This window comes from Streptosporangium sp. NPDC023963, from assembly GCF_040639135.1.
In the GTDB taxonomy this organism is placed as follows: Bacteria; Actinomycetota; Actinomycetes; order Streptosporangiales; family Streptosporangiaceae; genus Streptosporangium.
The window spans coordinates 112,641-130,646 of record NZ_JBEZZK010000014.1 but is presented as its reverse complement, the minus strand read 5'-3'; the positions used below and the strand labels follow the sequence as shown (position 1 = coordinate 130,646).

Genomic DNA, 18,006 nt, shown 5'->3' with positions numbered 1-18,006 from the left:
CCCTGCTCCCCCTGCTCCCCTTGCTCCCCCTGCTCTCCCTCGCCCCCGCTCACCGGCCTGCCGTCTCAGGCGGCCGGTTCACCCGTCGGGATCGTCGCGTCCGCAGCGACCGCCGCCGCAGCACGAGCGGTCCGTGGTTTCCCGGCCGTCGGCGTCGGTGACCGTCTCGAAAACGAACTCCGGTGCCTTGTCCTCGCGAGTGATGTCATCGTTCACGATGTTTCTCCCTCCAGGAGAGCGCCTGCCGAGGCAGGGCTGGACGACGACCCGATGCCGGGCCGGTTTCCCCGCGTACGGCACACCGGGTGCGCCGGGCGCGGAGGATCGGTGGCGACCCCCGCGAGGGGTCGCGTCCGGGTCAGGATCGTGACCACACCAGACCGGCCAGTGCCAGCTCGGCGAGTGTCTCCGCGGCACGAGCGCGGTCACCGCCCACCTCGGCGATCACCTGGCCGGCGTCGCGGGTACCGTCACAGCGGGCCAGCAGCATCGCGGTGCCCTCACCGATCCGGTAGGCCCGCACGACGGGCGCCCGCCAGCGGCGCTGCAGCAGCACTCGCGTCCGCACCGCGGGCAGCTCGCCGATCGGCGGCCCCGCGGTGACGTCGTGGGTGTAGGTCCCGACCCCGGCGGCGGCCGACAGCCGGAGCGCCCCGGCCGGCGGCCGGCCGTCCGAACCCGCCACGGCGGCGGCGCGGGCGGCCAGCGCGGCGTCCCGGTCGTGGACCAGCGCGGCGCGCGCCAGCTCGTAACGGGCGTAGGCGGTCAGCCGCGGTGCCGCGTGGATCGCCAGCCAGGCCGTCAGCCGTTCGGACTCCCCCATCCCGAACGGCCGGTCCACCGGCTGCGGGCGGCACAGCGCGCCGCGGGTGAACTGCTCCCACAGGGCACGGTGACCGCCGGTGAGCTCGGCGACCGTGTCCGGCAGGCAGGCGGCGACCGCCGACCGCAGCTTGCCCCGCACGCCGTCGCGCGTCACCCGGTAGCCGTCTGGCGCGGCACCGCCCAACATGGCCAGCTCGGCGTCGCTCAGCTCGTACCGGCGCTGCAGCCTCACCGGGTCCTCGCGCAGCAGCGCGGACTCCGCCTCGCAGGTCAGCATCGCCGCGAGCGCGTCCTGCACGCCCATCACGCGCCCCCCGCCGGTCGCGCCGCCACCCGCCCGCCGTCCGGACCTCCGGCGCGGGAGCGCAGCACGGTTCGCGCGCGGTCGATCTCGGCCAGCAGGTCGCCGAAGTCGTCGGGGAAGTTCTGGTCGCGTTCGACCAGCGTGGCGTTGACGTGCGTACGCGACATCAGCTCCGCCAGCAGGTCCCACACCCGGTCCGGGATCGCGGCACCGTGGCTGTCGAGGGACAGCCGGCCATCGTCACCGTCACCGTCACCGTCGTCACCGCCTGCCAGATGCACCTGGACGACCCGTTCGAGCGGGATGGCGTCGAGGAACCCCAGCGGGTCGAAGCCGTGGTTGCGCGCGTTGATGTCGAGATTGGCCAGATCCAGCAGCAGGCCGCACTCGCAGTGCTCCATCACCTCGGTGATGAACTGCGCCTCGGTCAGCGGGGTGGCCAGGTCCACGTAGTAGGTGATGTTCTCCAGCAGGAACGGCCGGCCCACCGCCTCCTGCACCCGCCGCGCCCTGCGCCCCAGCCGCCGGGCGACCTCCCGGGTCCGCGGCAGCGGCACCAGCAGCCCCACGTCGACCCTGTCGGTACGGGTGAAGCACAGGTGGTCGCTGAACCACGGCGCGCCGATGTCCGCCACCAGTGCGGCCAGCGCCTCCACGTACGCCCCGTCCGGTTCCCGTTCCGAGCCGATGGACAGTTCCACCCCGTGCGGCACGACCGGGAACAGGCGGACCAGCTCCTCCAGTCGCTCGCGCTCGTCGGCCGGGGCGAACAGGTAGCGCTCGGTGATCACTTCCAGCCAGTCGATCCGGCCGGCGTGCGCCTCGATCGCCTCGGCCAGTTCCACGCGATGTCCCAGGCCGGACCCCAGTGCGGGCAACCCTGTCAGCATGTGGTTCTCCCATCACCTCACAGTGATGTTCACGAGCACCTGATGTTCACGAGCACCGCGCAACGGCTGTACCCCGCAACGTGCCCGGCGGGATCGGGGCCACGCCGGGCCGCCACGTCAAATTTTCACAAAGCGGCGGTCCGTCGGCCATTGCCGGGAAACAGGGAGATGGGCCAAGATCAATGGTTGATCCGCCGCGGCACGCGCCGCGGCTCACCGTCGAAGGGGAGACAAGTGACTGGGTCCGTTACAAGGGTCGTCGCCGTGGCGGCCCTGGCCGCCGGTGTTCTCGCGGCCAACCCGGCGTACACGGCGTACGCGGCCTCCGCCCCCTACACTCCCGAAGGACTCTGCGGGGCGGGGTTCACCCGGGCGAAGGACGGCGTCCGCCCCCTCAAATCCGGACGTGACACCTTCGGCCACGTCTACCTCATGTACAACCGCAGCACCGGTTACAACTGCGTGGTCAGCATCAAGACCGCCTTCTACCGGACCGCCACCTACACCACCGCCACCCTGACGGTGAAAGGCGGCAAGCCGAAGACCGACGCGGGCAAGTTCAAGTACTACGCCGGGCCGGTCAAGGTGAAGGCCCGCGGCAAGTGCGTCTCGTACTGGGGCAGCACCCGGGACACCCGCCTGGACTACGCCGAGGCGACCGGCGGCCGCAAAACCTTCGGCAACTGCGGATAGGGGACCTCGAGCACCGGGCCACCGCGGCCGGGCGGTGGCCGGACCCGCTCTCCCCTGTCCGTGTGTCGGCGGGTCAGAGGCCGCTCAGGCCGAGCTCTCTGGCGATGAGCATCCGCTGGACCTCGCTGGTGCCCTCGCCGATCTCCAGGATCTTGGCGTCGCGGTAGAAGCGGCCGACCGGGTACTCGTTCATGAACCCGTACCCGCCGAAGATCTGGGTGGCGTCGCGGGCGTTGTCCATGGCGGCGTCGCCGGCGACGAGCTTGGCGATGGCGGCCTCCTTCTTGAACGGCTCGCCGGCGAGCATCTTCGCGGCCGCGTGGTGGTAGGCCAGGCGGGCGGTGTGGGTCCGGACCTCCATGTCGGCGATCTTGAACTGGATGGCCTGGTAGTGGCCGATGGGGTGGCCGAAGGCGTGGCGCTCGCGGACGTAGCGCAGCGACTCGTCCACGCAGCCCTGGGCCAGGCCGGTGGACAGGGCGGCGATGGCGACCCGGCCCTCGTCGAGGGTCTGCAGGAACTGCGCGTAGCCGCGCCCGCGCTCGCCGAGCAGGTTCGCCGCCGGGACGCGGCAGCCGTCGAAGGAGAGCTCGCGGGTGTCGGAGCAGTTCCAGCCCACCTTGGAGTACTTCTTCGACACGGTGAGGCCGGGGGTGCCGGACGGCACCAGGATGGTGGAGATCTCCTTCTTCCCCCCGGCCAGCTCGCCGGTGATCGCGGCCACGCCGATGACACCGGTGATGTCGGTGCCGGAGTTGGTGATGAACGCCTTCGTACCGTTGATCACCCACTCGTCGCCGTCCAGCACGGCGGTGGTCCGCATGCCGCCGGGCACGTCGGAGCCGCCGCCGGGCTCGGTGAGGCCGAAGGCGCCGAGCATCTCGCCCGACGTCAGCCGGGGCAGCCACTCGGCGCGCTGCTCGGGCGTACCGAACCGGTAGATCGGCATCGCGCCCAGCGACACCGCGGCCTCGACGGTGATCGACACGCTGGAGTCGACCCTGGCCAGCTCCTCCAGGGCCAGGCAGAGCGCGAAGTAGTCGCCGCCCATGCCGCCGTGCTCCTCAGGGATCGGCAACCCGAACAGGCCCATCGCGCCCATCTGCCGCACGATGTCGTAGGGGAACTGCTCGCGCTCGTAGAGGTCCCCGATCACCGGGGCCACCACGTCGCGGGCGAACGCCTCGACGGTCTTGCGAAGCTCCTCGTACTCCTCGGTCAGCTTGGGCGATGTGGACATGGTCACTCCTCGACGTTCTCTGCGGTGGTGCGGGACGGGTTCTCGCCCAGGGCCTGGACGACCCGCGACGGGCTGGGGCGGCCGAGCCTCGCGGCCAGCCAGGTGCTGGTCTCCACCAGCGAGGAGAGGTCCAGTCCGGTCTCGACGCCGAGGCCGTGCAGCATCCAGACCAGGTCCTCGGTGGCGAGGTTGCCGGTGGCGCTCTCGGCGTACGGGCAGCCGCCGATGCCGCCGGTGGAGGCGTCGACGACGGTCACCCCCTCGCGCAGGGCGGCGAGGGTGTTGGCCAGGGCCTGGCCGTAGGTGTCGTGGAAGTGCACCGCGAGCCGGGAGGGGCCGCCGAAGGCCTCGATCAGCGCGGCGACGTGGCCGGGGGTGCCGACACCGATGGTGTCGCCGAGCGACAGCTCGAAGCAGCCCAGGTCGAGGAGCCTGCGCCCGACGGAGACGACCTGGGCGACGGGCGTCGGGCCCTCCCACGGGTCGCCGAAGCACATCGAGACGTACGCCCTGACCTTCAGGCCGTTGGCCAGCGCCCGCGCGACGACCGGCTCGAACATCTCGAACTGCGACTCCAGCGTCCGGTTGAGGTTCCGGCCGGCGAAGGTCTCGGTGGCGCTGGCGAAGATCGCGATCTCGTCGACGCCGTGTTCGAGCGCGCGGTCGAGGCCGCGCTCGTTGGGGACGAGGACCGGGTAGCGCACGCCGGGAACCCGTTCCATGCTCGCCAGCAGCTCCGAGGCGTCGGCGAGCTGGGGCACCCACTTGGGGTGCACGAAGCTGGTGGCCTCGATCACGCCGTGTCCCGCGGCGGCCAGCCGGGCGATGAACTCGGCCTTGACCTCGACGGGGACCACCGCGGCCTCGTTCTGCAGCCCGTCGCGCGGCCCGACCTCGTAGATCGTGACCCGCTCGGGCAGCCCCGCCGCCCGGACCCGCTGTGGCTCGCGCATCATGCCCCCCTCGCCGGCTCGCGCCGCACGGCCCTCGCGGCCCGGGGGGCCGCCGGTGTCGCGACCTCGGCGACCCATCCGGCCGTGATCTCCCCGTCGCCGTGCGTCACGGCCCATCTGACCACCGGCGTCGCGATCTCCCGGTGTTCCCGTACGGCCTCCGCGACCGTCGCGAGGACCGTCACGGCTCCTCCTCGCGGACCACGGCCAGCACGGCGTCCATGGCGACCGCCTGGCCGGCCCGGACCCGCAGCTCGGCGACGATCCCGCCGATCGGCGCGGTCACGGTGTGCTCCATCTTCATCGCCTCCACGATGAGCAGCGGCTGCCCCTCGGCGACCCGCTCCCGGAGGCCCGCCTTCACCACGAGTACGGTGCCCGGCATCGGGCTGCGGACCTGCCCGTCCCCCGGGCCGCCCGCGCCGGTCCGGTCGCCGGGGTCGCCCAGGTGGCGGCGGGTGAGCGCCCAGGCGTCGCCGTCGCGGCCGAGCCAGATCGTGTCGCCGCCGTCGCCGCCCCTGGCGACGGCGTAGCGCCTCGCGGTCCCGCCGAGGGTGACGAGCAGGTCGCCGTCCCCGTTCCTGCCGCCCTCGTCGGCGAGCCGCGCCCGTACGACGTCGGCTTCGGGCAGGCGGATCTCGGCTCCCGAGGCGGGCAGGCCGCGGACCCTGAGCTCGCGGACGCCGTCGCGGGTCTCCAGCCGGTAGACGGTCCAGGCCGCCTCGCCCAGCCGCCAGCCGTCGGGGACGTCCCACGGGTCGGCGGGCCTGCCGGTGGACACGGCGGGCACGTGCTCGCGGTGCAGGACCAGGGCGGCGGCGGCCAGGACGTCGTCGGGGACGGAGGGAACGCCGTCGCGGGGGACCAGCTCGCCGAGGTGGCGTTCCACGAGGCCGGTGTCGAGGTCTCCGGCGACCACGGCGGGGTGGCCGATCAGGGCCCGCAGGAAGGCGATGTTGGTGGGCACCCCGAGCACGGCCGTGGCCGCGAGCGCGCCGTCGAGCCGCCGCAGGGCGGCCGCCCTGTCGGGCCCCCAGGCGATGACCTTCGACAGCATCGGGTCGTAGTCGCTGCCGACCAGGCCGCCGGCCATCAGGCCGGAGTCGACCCGCACCCCCGGCGGCTCGCGCAGCGCGAGGACCCGGCCGCCGGTCGGCAGGAAGCCCCGGGAGGGGTCCTCTGCGTAGACGCGGGCCTCGACGGCGTGGCCGTCGAGGCGCACCTCGTCCTGGGTGAGCGGGAGGGGCTCGCCGGCGGCGACCCTGAGCTGGAGCTCGACCAGGTCCAGGCCGGTGACCAGCTCGGTGACGGGGTGCTCGACCTGCAGGCGGGTGTTCATCTCCATGAAGTAGTAGTCGCCGGTCGAGCCCTGGACGATGAACTCGACCGTCCCGGCGCCGGTGTAGCCGACGGACCTGGCGGCCTCGACCGCGGCCGCGCCCATGGCGGCCCTGGTCGCGGCGTCGAGGAGCGGGGACGGCGCCTCCTCGACGATCTTCTGGTGCCGGCGCTGGAGGCTGCACTCGCGCTCGCCCAGGTGGATGACGCCGCCGTGCGCGTCGGCCATCACCTGGATCTCGATGTGCCGGGGGTTCTCCACGAACCGCTCGATCAGCAGGGTCGCGTCGCCGAACGCGGCGGCGGCCGTGCGCCGGGCGGAGGCCAGCGCCTCCGGCAGCTCCGCCGCGGAGCGCACCAGCACCATGCCCTTGCCCCCGCCTCCCGCCGAGGGCTTGATCAGCGCGGGGAAGCCGACCCGTACGGCCGCCTCGGCCAGGTCGTCGCCGGGCTCCGCGCCGCCGGGGACGACGGGGACGCCGGCGGCGGAGACGGTGGCCTTGGCGCGGATCTTGTCGCCCATCGCCTCCACGGCCTCCGGCGGCGGGCCGACGAAGACGAGCCCGGCCTCCGCGCAGCGCCGGGCGAAGGCCGCGTTCTCGGCGAGGAAGCCGTATCCGGGGTGCACCGCCTGGGCGCCGGTCGCCGCCGCGGCGGCGAGGATGCCGTCGATGTCGAGGTAACCGCCGGGCAGCCGCACCGCGACGTCGGCCTCGCGGACGTGCCGCGCCCCGGCGTCGGCGTCGCTGTGGACGGCGACGGAGCGGATGCCCAGCCTCCTGAGGGTGCGGGTGATCCGCAGGGCGATCTCGCCGCGGTTGGCGACGAGGACGGTGTCGAACATCCGACGGGGTGGCGGTGAGAGGGTCATGGGTGGGGTCACATCCGGAAGACGCCGTAGCCGACGGGTTCGAGGGGGGCGTTGGCCGAGGCGGACAGGGCCAGGCCCAGGACGGTACGGGTGTCGAGGGGGTCGATGACCCCGTCGTCCCAGAGGCGGGCGGTGGAGTAGTAGGGGTTGCCCTGCTCCTCGTACTGCGCGCGGATGGCGTCGGGGTCGGCGTCGCCCACCGTGGACAGGACGTTGGCGGCCTGCTCGCCGCCCATCACCGAGATGCGCGCGTTCGGCCACATCCACAGGAACCGGGGCGAGTAGGCGCGCCCGGCCATCGCGTAGTTGCCGGCCCCGAACGAGCCGCCGACGACCACGGTGAACTTGGGCACCCGGGCGCAGGCGACGGCGGTGACCATCTTCGCGCCGTGCTTGGCGATGCCGCCCGCCTCGTACGCCCTGCCGACCATGAACCCGCTGATGTTCTGCAGGAACACCAGCGGGATGTTGCGCCGGTCGCACAGCTCGATGAAGTGGGCGCCCTTGAGCGCCGACTCGCCGAACAGGATGCCGTTGTTGGCGACGATCCCGACGGGGTGGCCGTGGACGCGGGCGAACCCGGTGACGAGCGTGGCGCCGTACTCGGCCTTGAACTCGCCGAACCTGCTGCCGTCGACGATCCGGGCGATGATCTCACGGACGTCGTAGGGCGTGCGGGTGTCGGCGGGGACGATGCCGTACAGGTCGCGGGGGTCGTGCGCGGGCTCCTCGGAGGGCGCGCGCTCCCAGGGGGAGGGCGTGCGCGGCGCGAGGGTGGAGACGATGTCGCGGACGATCCGCAGCGCGTGGCGGTCGTCGTCGGCGAGGTGGTCGGTGACGCCGCTGACGCGGGCGTGCAGGTCGCCGCCGCCCAGTTCCTCGGCGCTGACCTCCTCGCCGGTGGCGGCCTTCACCAGCGGCGGGCCGCCGAGGAAGATCGTGCCCTGGTTGCGGACGATCACCGCCTCGTCGCTCATCGCCGGGACGTACGCGCCGCCCGCCGTGCAGGAGCCGAGGACCGCGGCGATCTGCGGGATGCCGCGCGCCGACATGGTGGCCTGGTTGTAGAAGATCCGGCCGAAGTGCTCGCGGTCGGGGAAGACCTCGTCCTGCCGGGGCAGGAACGCGCCCCCCGAGTCGACGAGGTAGACGCATGGCAGGTTGTTGTGGAGGGCGACCTCCTGGGCCCGCAGGTGCTTCTTGACGGTGATCGGGTAGTAGGTACCGCCCTTGACGGTGGCGTCGTTGGCGACGACCACGCACTCGCGCCCGGAGACGCGGCCCACCCCGGTGATGATCCCGGCGGCGGGGGCGGCGTCGCCGTACATCCCGTTGGCGGCCAGCTGGGAGAGCTCCAGGAAGCGCGAGCCCGGGTCGAGCAGGGAGTCGACGCGGTCGCGGGGCAGCAGCTTGCCCCGGGAGACGTGCCGGGCGCGCGACCTCTCCGGGCCGCCCAGGCCCGCCACGGCGACGCGTTCCCGGAGGTCGGCGACGAGGCGCTCGTTGACCTCGGCGTTGCGTTTGAAATCCTCGCCACCCGGGTCGCAGGCGCTTCGCAGCACCGGCCAGCCACTCATCCGAGCCTCCCCGTCCGGCCTGCCCGGCCTGTCTGATCCGCCCGGCTTCGCCGCCGCTGGGTCACCGGTCATCAACTCCATCGCAGATGTTAGTCATCATTAACGTTACCGTCTACCATGCGAGGGGTGACGACTGCTCAGCCCTCCACCCGCAACCGAGGCTCACGACGCGCGGAGATCCTGGACGCCGCGGCGGAGCTGTTCGCCGCGCGCGGCTTCCACGGCGTCTCGATCGAGGACATCGGCGGTGCGGTCGGCACCTCGGGCCCGGCCCTCTACCGGCACTTCAGCGGCAAGGAGGCCCTGCTCGCGGAGATGCTGCTGGACGTCAGCGAGCGCCTGCACGCCTCGGGCGCGCGCCGGGTGACCGAGGCCGCCGACGCGGAGCAGGCGCTGGACGCCCTGCTCGGCTGCCAGATCGAGTTCGCGCTCAGCCATCCGGCGCTGATCACCGTGCACGACAGGGAGCTGGGCAACGTCCCCGAGCCCGCCCGCCGGCGGATCCGCAGGCTCCAGCGGCTGTACGTCGAGGAGTGGGTCACCGTGCTGAGCGAACTCTACCCGGGACGCCCGCAGGCCGGGCTGCGCGCCGCGACCCACGCCGTCTTCGGGCTGCTCAACTCCACCCCGCACAGCGCGGGCGAGCTGCCGCCCGCGGCGATGGCCGAACTGCTGCGCGGCATGGCCCGTGCGGCGCTCGCCGCCACCCAGGGTTAGGAAGCGCTAACTCCTGACGAGACGTTCCCGCCGCGAGGACGGGTGCCACGCCTGCGAGGGGGTCACCACGACCGTGCACGGCGCCTCGCGCAGCATCACCTGGCAGACCGGGCCGATGGCGGGATCCAGCGGGTCGTCGTGCTCCCGGTCGGCGACCACCAGCAGGTCCGAACGGTCGGCCGCGTGGCGGAGCACCTCGACGTGGGGCCGCGTCTCGATCAGGCTCTCCACCTCGACGGTGGGATACCGCTCCTCCCACACCGCGACGTTGGTGTTGAAGCGGACGGCCACCTGCCTGGTGTCGTGGGCGTTCTCGGGACAGAGGCAGATGATCAGCAGCGCCGCCCTGCGCAGCCTCGCCTCCTCGAAGGCGATGCCCAGCTCCGGCGAGTCGAGGTCTGGGCCCTCCACCGCGATCGCCACGCGACCGGCGCGCGGGTGGCCGGACCGCCTGACGACGGCCACCGGGCAGCGGGCGTGCGCGGCGACCTCGACGGTCGAGCCGATCCTCAGCTCGTCGGGACCGCCGGCGCCACGCGGGCCGATCGCGATCAGCTCCGCGGCGCCCGACAGGCCCACCAGGGCCGCGGCCGGGGTCCCCTCCACCAGCTGCCCGCGCACCCGTATCCTGGGCGCCAGCTCGCGCACCGTCGTCAGCCCGCTGTCGAGGACGCGCCTGCCCATGCGGCGTACGACCTCGGTGGTCTCGGGGGCGAGGGAGAGCCTGGGGTAGGGCCACTGCCAGGCGTGGCAGACGAGCAGCGGGAGAAATCTCAGGCGGGCCTCCTCAACGGCCCACCGCAGGGCCAGCCGGCTCTCGGCCGAACCGTCGAATCCGGCGACCACCGGCCGCCCGTCGTCCTGTACCGGCATCACGGCTCCTCTCCCCCGTCACTCCTTCCCATCCTTCTCCGATCCGCCTGCCGAGAGGGGTGCGCTTCTCCAAGACTCTTCGTGTTTTGCGGCCCGTATCGGCAAAGACGCCTTCTCCCGCCCGAGGGGCGGCGGGAGGGCGCTCATGAACAAGCGGGAGGGCGCTCATGACCGGGCAGGGCCGGGACACGTGCCGCCAGGGCCCGCCGGAGCGGTTACGGCGGCCGGTCACCGGCACGGCCGCCGGTCTGTCACCGGTCTGTCACCGGCACGTCACCGGCGCAAGGCGGTCACGGGGCCGGATGTCCGATCACCGGCACGAACCGGTCACAGGCAGGACCCGGCCACCGCCACGACGGCGGTCGGCGTGCAGAGCACGCTCGCCCAGGCGGCGACGGCCGACGTGACCGCGAGGGGGGTGCCCGGCGCGGCGAATATCACCGGCGCCGGTGCGACCGGGACCGGCGGGACGGCCACGGGCGGCACGACGTCTACCGGCGGGGTGACGATGGGCGGGGTGGCGATGGGCGGAACGACATCGACCGGCGGAGTGGCACCGGGCGGGGTGGCGATGGGCGGAACGACATCGACCGGCGGAGTGCCGCCGGGCGGGGTGGCGATGGGCGGAACGACGTCGACCGGCGGGGTGCCGCCGGGCGGCAGCTGGGTGTCCGGCGGCGGCGGGGTCCCGGGCGCCGCGGCCGTGGTGCCCGGAGCGGTCCCTGGCACCGGAGGCGGCGTCTCGGCCGAGGGTGACAGCGCGGACATCGATGCGGCCCCCGGCACCGGTGCGTCTCCGGGCGCCGGTGCGCTCCAGGCGGCCGGTGCGGCGGGGGCCGGTATCCCGGGCACCGGTGTGTCGCCGGAAAGCGCCGGGACGGGCGACGCCGTATCCGGAAACGGCACGGCGGCGTGGGCGGCGGCCGGCAGCATGACGGCCGCCCCCACCGCCCCGGTGAGAATCAGTTTTCCAAGCATGTGCGCCTCCACTGATGTGACCGATGTGACTGGTGTGATGGACGTGAACTCCGAAGATGCTGGCAGCCGCTGTGTCCGCGGATGGCAAAGACACCCTCCTGGGGAAGTCCGCAGGAGGAACGGCTTGTGGCAACAGGGGCGCGAGATGCCCGGGGATCGCAACACAGGACCCGGAAACGAATGTGCTTTCACCGTTCGGGGCTTCCGCCCCTTGTGCTGGTCAGCCCCGGCGTGAGGTCTCCGGTTCATTCATCGGGCGGATCGGTGAAAACAGACCTGACAAGCTGTCATGAATAATGGTTAAATGCGATCGGCCCGCAAGTCCGTGCGCACCAAAGATGTCAAGGTTGAGGACGGCATCCGTCCATGGGGGACATAATCGGGCTGTGGCGCGCGACACTGTTGAGACCCATTTCACCGAGGCCGTGACCGCCCTTTCCCCGGGGGCGCCGCGCGATCCAGGCCTGCCCGTGCGGGAGGGCACGACCCTGACGGGCGCCCGCTGTCGCGAGCTGTTCGAGTTCCAGCTCGGCAGCAGGCTGCTGGACGTCACCGCCCGCTGGCTGCGTGAGCAGGGCCAGGGCTTCTACACCATCGGCTCGGCCGGCCACGAGGGCAACGCCGCGGTCGCCGCCGCGCTGCGCGCCACCGACCCCGCCCTCCTGCACTACCGGTCCGGCGCCTTCTACCTGACCCGGTCGGCGATGGCGGGCCGGCTGCCCGAGGAGGGGCTGCGCGACGTGCTGCTCGGCCTGACCGCCTCGGTCGAGGAGCCGATGGCGGGCGGGCGGCACAAGGTCTTCGGCCACCCCGACCTGGCGGTGATCCCGCAGACCTCCACGATCTCCAGCCACCTGCCCCGCGCGGTGGGCGTGGCCTTCGCCATCGAGCGCGCCCGCCAGCTCGGCCTGCCGGGGCCGTGGCCCGCCGACGCGATCGCGACGTGCAGTTTCGGTGACGCCTCGATGAACCACGCCAGCGCCCTGTCGGGCCTCAACACGGCCGCCTACGGCTCGTACCAGAAGCTGGCGCTGCCGATCCTGTTCGTCTGCGAGGACAACGGCCTGGGCATCAGCGTGCGCACCCCCGACGGCTGGGTCCGGGCCGCCCACCACCCGCTGGTGAGGTATTTCGAGGCCGACGGCTGTGATCTCGCCGACGTCCACGACGTGGCGCTGGCCGCCGCCGACCATGTCCGCGCACACCGCGCCCCCGCCCTGCTGCGCGTCGGCACCGTCCGGCTGATGGGCCACGCGGGCTCGGACGTGGAGCTGTCCTACCGGACCAAGCGGGAGATCGACGCCGACCTGGAGCGCGACCCGCTCGTGGCGACCGCCAGGCTGCTCGTCGAGGCCGGCCTCACCACCCCCGACGAGCTGCTGCTGCGGTACGAGACGACGCGCGAGCACCTGTTCAAGATGGCGATGGAGAGCTCCCGGCGGCCCCGGCTCGTCTCCGCCCTCGACATCGTGGAGCCGCTGGCCCCGCGCACCCCCGCGGCCGTCGCCGCGGCCGGCGCCGGGGCGGCGGCCCCGGAGGCCAGGGCGAGGGCCTTCGCCGGCAGGCTCCCGGAGCAGGAGGGCCCGCTCACCTTCTCCCAGTCTGTCAACCGCACCCTCGCCGACTCCCTGGCCGCCCGCCCCGACGTGCTGGTCTTCGGCGAGGACGTGGCACGCAAGGGCGGCGTCTACGGCGTCACCCGCGGCCTGCAGAAACGCTTCGGTCCCGGCCGGGTGTTCGACACCCACCTGGACGAGCAGGCCGTGCTCGGCCTCGCGCTCGGTTCCGGGGTCTCCGGCCTGCTGCCGGTGCCCGAGATCCAGTATCTGGCGTACCTGCACAACGCCCTGGACCAGATCCGGGGCGAGGCCGCGACGCTCCAGTTCTTCTCCCAGGGGGCCTTCCGCAACCCGATGGTGGTGCGCGTCGCCTCCTACGCCTACCAGAAGGGCTTCGGCGGCCACTTCCACAACGACAACTCCGTCGCCGCGCTGCGCGACATCCCGGGCCTGGTCGTGGCCTCCCCCGCCCGGCCCGACGACGCCGCCTCGATGCTGCGCACCTGCCTGGCCGCCGCCCGCGTCGACGGCAGTGTCTGCGTCTTCCTCGAGCCCATCGCCCTGTACAACACCCGCGACATGTTCGAGGAGGGCGACAGCGGCTGGCTCGCCCCGTACGCCCCCCCGGCCCGATGGGCGGAGACGCACATCCCGATCGGGCGGGCCCGCAGCTACGGCGACGGCCGCGACCTGACCATCGTGACCTTCGGCAACGGCCTGCGGATGAGCCTGCGCGCCGCGGTGCGGCTCACCGCCGAGGGGCACGGCTGCCGGGTCCTGGACCTGCGCTGGCTCTCCCCCCTCCCGGTGGAGGATCTGATGCGGGCCGCCGAGCTGACCGGCAAGGTGCTGATCGCCGACGAGACGCGCCGTACCGGTGGCGTCTCGGAGAGCATCGTCGCCGAGCTGCTCGACGCGGGTTTCACCGGCAGGATCGCCCGGGTGACCTCCTCGGACAGCTTCATCCCGCTGGGCGAGGCGGCCAGGCACGTGCTGCTGTCGGAGGCGGAGATCGAGGCGGCCGCCCGCAAGCTGCTCGGCTGACCCTCCCCTCGGCCCGGAATCCCGGAATCGGCCCCACCTTCCCATCGGAAAGTGTTCAATTGATCGCACGCCGTCACGGGTCATGGCCTCGGCCCGCCGGCGGACCGACCCTCCATTCCCCCTGAGTAGGAGGTAGCATGCCCGACGTGGTGACCCGGAGCACCGTTCAGCGCGTGACGGATCTGGAGGCCTGGGCCTTCAGGACCGGCAAGGACCTGGCGGACATCAAGGAGACTCTGCACGATCTCCCCAAGACCATCCGCGAGGAGGTCATGACCTATACCGCGCCGATGTTCGAAGAGATCATGAACCGGATGGCCACCAAGGAGGATCTCTTCGCGCTCTCCACCAAGGTGGACGGCCTGGAGACCAAGGTCGACAACCTTGACGCCAAAGTCGACGGCTTGGAGACCAAGGTGGACGGTCTGGAGACCAAGGTCGACGGCCTTGACGCCAAGGTCGACGGCCTTGAGGTGAAGATGGACACCCGGATGGAGTCCTTCGAAGGCCGTATGAAGGCCTTCGAAGGTCGGATGGAGTCCTTCGAAGGCCGCATGGACTCCTTCGAAGGTCGGATGGACTCCTTCGAAGGACGGATGGACTCCATGGAGGGCAAGCTCGACCTGATCCTGACCAAGCTCGGCTGACCTTCGCCGTGGGCCCCGGGCCGGCGGTCCGGGGCCCACGGCGGTGTCAGAGCCAGTCGCGGCGTTTGAACACCAGATAGAGCGTGAGGCAGACGCCCGCCATGAGCAGGACCGCGAAGGGGTAGCCCCACTTCCAGTGGATCTCGGGCATCACGTCGAAGTTCATGCCGTAGATGGTGCCGACGAGGGTGGGGGCGAACAGGATCGCGGCCCAGGCGGAGATCCGCTTGACCTCCTCGTTCTGGGCGTTGCTCGCCTCGGTGAGGTTGGTCATGTGCTCGTTCTGGGCCTGGGCGACCATGGTCGAGTTGACCACGAGGATGTCGTGGAGCATCTGGCGGAAGCCGCTGACCCGCTCGGCGACGGTGATCGCGTGGTCGGCCACGTCCCGCAGGTATCTCTGCAGCTCCTGGTCCACCCCGTACTTGGCGGCCCCCGCGATGAAACCCTCGATCATGCCGAGGAGCGGCTGGGTGGCCCGCTGGAACTCGATCACCTCGCGCGACAGCTCGTAGATGCGGCGGGAGACGCCGGGCTCGTTGCCGAAGACCTGGACCTCGATCTCGTCGATGTCGTTCTGCAGGCCGGCGACCACGGGGGCGTAGCCGTCCACGACCGCGTCGAGGATGGCGTAGAGCACCGCCTGCGGGCCCTGGCCGAGCAGCTCGGGGTCGTGCTGCATGCGGCGGCGGACCTGCGACAGGTCGGGCGCCTCGCTGTGCCGTACGGTGATCACGAAGTTCGGGCCGACGAAGACGTGCAGCTCGCCGAAGTCGACCTCCTCGGCCTCGTCGAGGTAGCGGGCCGGGCGGAGCACCACGAACAGGGTGTCGCCGTAGCGGTCGGCCTTGGGCCGCTGGTGGGCGACGATGGCGTCCTCGACCGCCAGCTCGTGCAGGTCGAACTCCTCGGCGACGTTGAGGATGACACCGTCCTCGGGCCGGTAGAAGCCGATCCAGGCCATGCTGCCGGGGGTGTTCTTCAGGCGTTCGAAGGCGTCGGGCAGCGACTCGGGGGTTGCGGCGCGACGGCCGTTGACGTAGATCGCGTTGTCGATGACACGCGAGCGGGGCGGGACCGGCCGCCCGTCGCCGACGGACCTGGGGTCCATCGACCGCTCGGGAGACTCCCGGCCGGTGCCGGGACGCCCGCGCACCAGGCTCCGCAGGCCCCGCATTCGCCGGTCGGTCACGCGTCTCTCCTCATCGGGCGCTCATGAACTTCATCGGGCGCTCATGAACTCCTGCAGCGACCGCATCGCGGTGGTGCGGATCTTCGCCCTGAGCATCGGGGTCCAGCCGAGGACGATACCGACCGGCCGGCCCATTGCCATCTTGGACCAGCGTTTGAGGTCGAACTCGTCGTGGTGGCGGACGATCAGCCCGTCCTCGAAGCGGAAGAGCGCGTCGACCTCGTTGACGACCTTCCTGCCCGTCTTGCCGAAGGTGTAACGGCCGGTCCAGTGCGCCGTGCCCTCGTGCGGGCGCGCGGTGATGTCGCGGACGGTCACGTCGAGGTCGGCGCTGCGGCCGAGCAGCATCCGCCACATGCCCATGACCCTGTCGCGTCCTTCCAGGTCCTGGAAGACGGGGTCACCGAAGGTGACGTCGGGGTGGTAGCAGAGCTCCATCGCATCGGCGTCGCGGCGCGCGAAGGCGTCGTAGAACGTCTTGATGAGCTCGGCGTTCCGATCGTTCACGAGTTTCTCCCGGTCATCAACATCCTGCCGACCGAGTGTAGTGCGCGGAAAGGTCGAGGAGATTGTCCGCGTTGTGCCAGCACACCGCACGGAGCCAGCCGTCGCCGAGGCCGAGGCGGTCGAGCGCGTGGAGCTGGTGGGCGTACGGGTGGGGGATGTTCGGGAAGTCGCTGCCGAGCAGGATCTTGCCGGCCAGGCCGAGGTCGCGCAGGCGCGGCAGGAGGCGTGCGGGGAACGGCATGCCGCGCTCGGCGAAGTCGGTGAAGGTCATCGTGGTGTCGAGCCGCACGTTCGGGAAGGTCTCGGCCAGCTCGAAGAACTCGTCGTACTCCGGCATGCCGAGGTGCGCGACGATCATCGGCAGGGCCGGGTGGCGGTCGAGCACCCCGCCGATCGGCCCCGGTCCCGTGTGACGGCCGGGCAGCGGGATCGAGCTGGCGTGCACGACGACGGGCACGCCCCGCTCTGCCAGCAGCCCCCACACCTCGTCGATCTCCTTGAACCGGGGGTCGAAGTCGCCGACCTGGAGGTGGACCTTGAAGATCCGCGCTCCTCGGCCGAGCGCGTCCCGGACGTAACCGAGAGCTCCAGGTTCGGGGTAGAAGGTGGCCGAGGGAAGACATCCCGGGGTACGGCCGGCGAAGTCGAGCGTCCATTCGTTGAGGCTCTCGGCCATGCCCGGCCGGTGCGCGTAGGCCAGCGCGGAGAAGACCTTCACCCCCAGTGCCCGCAGCCTGGCGACCCGTTCCCCGGCGGGCAGCCGGTAGTGGATCGGCCACCCTTTCCCCATCAGGGGGCTGCCGTGCTCGAAATGGTGCCAGACTCGGCGTTCCATCCGATCCGGCAGGAAGTGGACGTGCACGTCCGCCAGACCGGGCAGGCCCAGCTCTCGCCACCAGGCGGGGACACCTGCGTCCGCGAGTTCCGGAATCATGTTCGGCACGGTTCCGACTTTATCGCCAGCACACCGGCAGTCGTGGGACGCTTTGCTCTCACGCCGCGAAGGAGAAACGAGCGTTGTCCGACCTCTGGGTGACCCTGACCACGACCCGTTCCGGGCCGCCCCTGTGGGTCGTGCTGCTGTCCGCCCTGGCCGCGCTGGGCGTGGTGTCGTGGTCCACCTCGTGGCAGCTGTCACGAGGGCTGATCACCATCGCCCACGAGGGCGGGCACGCGCTGGTGGCCCTGCTCACCCGGCGCAAGCTGGAGGGCATCCGGCTGCACTCCGACACCTCGGGCGTGACCCTGACCAGGGGGAAGCCCCGGGGGTTCGGCATGATCCTGACCGCCGCCGCCGGATACGTCGCCCCCTCCCTGCTGGGACTGGGCGGGGCGTGGCTGACCGCCTCCGGCTACGTGGCGGTGCTGATCACGATCGTGATCGGCCTGCTGTTCTGCATGCTGCTGCTGATCCGCAACCTGTTCGGCGTGGTGAGCCTGCTGGCCACCGGGGGCGCCATCTTCGCCTTCACCTGGTACGCCGCGCCCGACATGGACGCGATCCTGGCCTACCTGGCTGTGTGGTTCCTGCTGCTGGGAGGCGTACGGCCGATCGTGGAGCTCCAGCGCAAACGGCGTCGCCACCAGGCGCCCGACTCCGACGCCGACCAGCTCGCCAGGCTGACCTTCCTGCCCGGCGGGTTCTGGGTGTTCCTGTTCCTGGTGGTGGCGGGCGCGTGCCTGGTGGCCGGGTCCTACCTGCTGCTCCCCCCGGCGTTCGCGCTGTTCTGAACCCTTGACCACCGGGCGGCGCCCGGAACGGCGGCGCGGCACCCCGCCCTGTCCGCCTCCCCGGAAT

18 protein-coding genes are annotated in these 18,006 nt (G+C 71.9%); 5 read left to right on the top strand and 13 right to left on the bottom strand.

All coding sequences use genetic code 11. From position 1 onward, the window contains the following. Positions 1-78: 78 nt before the first annotated feature. From AB0F88_RS32835 to AB0F88_RS32825, 3 genes are all read right to left on the bottom strand, one after another. Complete coding sequence (locus AB0F88_RS32835; protein WP_362693026.1) at positions 79-216, bottom strand: hypothetical protein; 138 nt, start codon at positions 214-216, stop codon at positions 79-81. Between the two features lie 142 nt (positions 217-358). Then, positions 359-1,129, bottom strand: a complete 771-nt coding sequence (locus tag AB0F88_RS32830) for a hypothetical protein (RefSeq protein ID WP_362693023.1) — start codon at positions 1,127-1,129, stop codon at positions 359-361. Next, positions 1,129-2,019, bottom strand: a complete 891-nt coding sequence (locus AB0F88_RS32825) for a DUF692 domain-containing protein (protein ID WP_362693020.1) — start codon at positions 2,017-2,019, stop codon at positions 1,129-1,131. Before AB0F88_RS32825 ends, AB0F88_RS32830 begins: the two co-directional genes overlap by 1 nt. A 234-nt stretch (positions 2,020-2,253) precedes the next feature. On the opposite strand from AB0F88_RS32825, the gene AB0F88_RS32820 reads away from it, so the two are divergent. After that, positions 2,254-2,712, top strand: coding sequence for a hypothetical protein (locus tag AB0F88_RS32820; RefSeq protein WP_362693017.1), 459 nt, complete (start codon positions 2,254-2,256; stop codon positions 2,710-2,712). Positions 2,713-2,785: 73 nt separating this feature from the next. Here AB0F88_RS32820 and AB0F88_RS32815 read toward each other — a convergent pair whose 3' ends face one another. The 5 genes from AB0F88_RS32815 to AB0F88_RS32795 are packed head-to-tail and all read right to left on the bottom strand — an operon-like array spanning position 2,786 to position 8,691. Further along, complete coding sequence (locus AB0F88_RS32815; RefSeq protein WP_362693013.1) at positions 2,786-3,952, bottom strand: acyl-CoA dehydrogenase family protein; 1,167 nt, start codon at positions 3,950-3,952, stop codon at positions 2,786-2,788. Positions 3,953-3,954: 2 nt separating this feature from the next. Further along, the gene (locus tag AB0F88_RS32810) at positions 3,955-4,908 is read right to left on the bottom strand and encodes a hydroxymethylglutaryl-CoA lyase (protein WP_362693010.1); all 954 of its coding nucleotides are present in this window, start codon (positions 4,906-4,908) and stop codon (positions 3,955-3,957) included. Continuing rightward, positions 4,905-5,090, bottom strand: a complete 186-nt coding sequence (locus tag AB0F88_RS32805) for a hypothetical protein (protein ID WP_362693007.1) — start codon at positions 5,088-5,090, stop codon at positions 4,905-4,907. Before AB0F88_RS32805 ends, AB0F88_RS32810 begins: the two co-directional genes overlap by 4 nt. Next, a complete protein-coding gene (locus AB0F88_RS32800) occupies positions 5,087-7,087 on the bottom strand; it encodes a biotin carboxylase N-terminal domain-containing protein (protein WP_362693004.1) in 2,001 nt (666 codons plus the stop codon). The genes AB0F88_RS32805 and AB0F88_RS32800 overlap by 4 nt, the downstream gene beginning before the upstream one ends. Positions 7,088-7,122: 35 nt before the next feature. Beyond that, positions 7,123-8,691 carry a carboxyl transferase domain-containing protein gene (locus AB0F88_RS32795; protein WP_362693001.1) on the bottom strand — a complete coding sequence of 523 codons (1,569 nt, stop codon included), beginning with the start codon at positions 8,689-8,691 and terminating at the stop codon, positions 7,123-7,125. A 117-nt stretch (positions 8,692-8,808) separates the two neighbouring features. Here AB0F88_RS32795 and AB0F88_RS32790 point away from each other — a divergent pair, with 117 nt between their 5' ends. Continuing rightward, complete coding sequence (locus tag AB0F88_RS32790; protein ID WP_362692998.1) at positions 8,809-9,408, top strand: TetR/AcrR family transcriptional regulator; 600 nt, start codon at positions 8,809-8,811, stop codon at positions 9,406-9,408. Positions 9,409-9,414: 6 nt separating this feature from the next. Here the strand turns inward: AB0F88_RS32790 and AB0F88_RS32785 are convergent, their stop codons facing one another. Together AB0F88_RS32785 and AB0F88_RS32780 are read right to left on the bottom strand one after the other, a co-directional pair. Next, on the bottom strand, positions 9,415-10,281 hold the full coding sequence (locus AB0F88_RS32785) for a universal stress protein (RefSeq protein WP_362692995.1): 867 nt from the start codon (positions 10,279-10,281) through the stop codon (positions 9,415-9,417). A 327-nt stretch (positions 10,282-10,608) separates the two neighbouring features. Continuing rightward, positions 10,609-11,259, bottom strand: coding sequence for a hypothetical protein (locus AB0F88_RS32780; RefSeq protein ID WP_362692992.1), 651 nt, complete (start codon positions 11,257-11,259; stop codon positions 10,609-10,611). Positions 11,260-11,645: 386 nt separating this feature from the next. Between AB0F88_RS32780 and AB0F88_RS32775 the strand changes: the two genes are divergently transcribed. Together AB0F88_RS32775 and AB0F88_RS32770 are read left to right on the top strand one after the other, a co-directional pair. Further along, positions 11,646-13,862: a thiamine pyrophosphate-dependent enzyme gene (locus AB0F88_RS32775; RefSeq protein WP_362692989.1), complete on the top strand. Its 2,217-nt coding sequence runs from the start codon at positions 11,646-11,648 to the stop codon at positions 13,860-13,862. Between the two features lie 137 nt (positions 13,863-13,999). Beyond that, positions 14,000-14,509, top strand: coding sequence for a hypothetical protein (locus tag AB0F88_RS32770; RefSeq protein ID WP_362692986.1), 510 nt, complete (start codon positions 14,000-14,002; stop codon positions 14,507-14,509). 46 nt (positions 14,510-14,555) lie between these two features. On the opposite strand, the gene AB0F88_RS32765 is transcribed toward AB0F88_RS32770, so the two are convergent. From AB0F88_RS32765 to AB0F88_RS32755, 3 genes are read right to left on the bottom strand one after another with little or no spacing between them, the layout of a single operon-like run. Next, positions 14,556-15,701: a magnesium and cobalt transport protein CorA gene (locus AB0F88_RS32765; protein WP_362692983.1), complete on the bottom strand. Its 1,146-nt coding sequence runs from the start codon at positions 15,699-15,701 to the stop codon at positions 14,556-14,558. Positions 15,702-15,731: 30 nt separating this feature from the next. Further along, complete coding sequence (locus AB0F88_RS32760; RefSeq protein ID WP_362692980.1) at positions 15,732-16,208, bottom strand: nuclear transport factor 2 family protein; 477 nt, start codon at positions 16,206-16,208, stop codon at positions 15,732-15,734. 16 nt (positions 16,209-16,224) lie between these two features. Beyond that, positions 16,225-17,142, bottom strand: a complete 918-nt coding sequence (locus AB0F88_RS32755) for an amidohydrolase family protein (RefSeq protein ID WP_362693284.1) — start codon at positions 17,140-17,142, stop codon at positions 16,225-16,227. An 83-nt stretch (positions 17,143-17,225) separates the two neighbouring features. Between AB0F88_RS32755 and AB0F88_RS32750 the strand changes: the two genes are divergently transcribed. Further along, the gene (locus tag AB0F88_RS32750) at positions 17,226-17,939 is read left to right on the top strand and encodes a M50 family metallopeptidase (RefSeq protein WP_362692978.1); all 714 of its coding nucleotides are present in this window, start codon (positions 17,226-17,228) and stop codon (positions 17,937-17,939) included. Positions 17,940-18,006: the final 67 nt, after the last annotated feature.

Excerpts from the sequence above, each read along its gene's own strand:
- AB0F88_RS32785 (WP_362692995.1), bottom strand. The coding sequence starts at position 10,281 with ATGCCGGTACAGGACGACGGGCGGCCGGTGGTCGCCGGATTCGACGGT.
- AB0F88_RS32800 (WP_362693004.1), bottom strand. The coding sequence starts at position 7,087 with ATGTTCGACACCGTCCTCGTCGCCAACCGCGGCGAGATCGCCCTGCGG.
- AB0F88_RS32825 (WP_362693020.1), bottom strand. The coding sequence starts at position 2,019 with ATGCTGACAGGGTTGCCCGCACTGGGGTCCGGCCTGGGACATCGCGTG.
- AB0F88_RS32830 (WP_362693023.1), bottom strand. The coding sequence starts at position 1,129 with ATGGGCGTGCAGGACGCGCTCGCGGCGATGCTGACCTGCGAGGCGGAG.
- AB0F88_RS32755 (WP_362693284.1), bottom strand. The coding sequence starts at position 17,142 with ATGATTCCGGAACTCGCGGACGCAGGTGTCCCCGCCTGGTGGCGAGAG.
- AB0F88_RS32810 (WP_362693010.1), bottom strand. The coding sequence starts at position 4,908 with ATGATGCGCGAGCCACAGCGGGTCCGGGCGGCGGGGCTGCCCGAGCGG.
- AB0F88_RS32815 (WP_362693013.1), bottom strand. The coding sequence starts at position 3,952 with ATGTCCACATCGCCCAAGCTGACCGAGGAGTACGAGGAGCTTCGCAAG.
- AB0F88_RS32780 (WP_362692992.1), bottom strand. The coding sequence starts at position 11,259 with ATGCTTGGAAAACTGATTCTCACCGGGGCGGTGGGGGCGGCCGTCATG.
- AB0F88_RS32790 (WP_362692998.1), top strand. The coding sequence starts at position 8,809 with ATGCGAGGGGTGACGACTGCTCAGCCCTCCACCCGCAACCGAGGCTCA.
- AB0F88_RS32770 (WP_362692986.1), top strand. The coding sequence starts at position 14,000 with ATGCCCGACGTGGTGACCCGGAGCACCGTTCAGCGCGTGACGGATCTG.
- AB0F88_RS32795 (WP_362693001.1), bottom strand. The coding sequence starts at position 8,691 with ATGAGTGGCTGGCCGGTGCTGCGAAGCGCCTGCGACCCGGGTGGCGAG.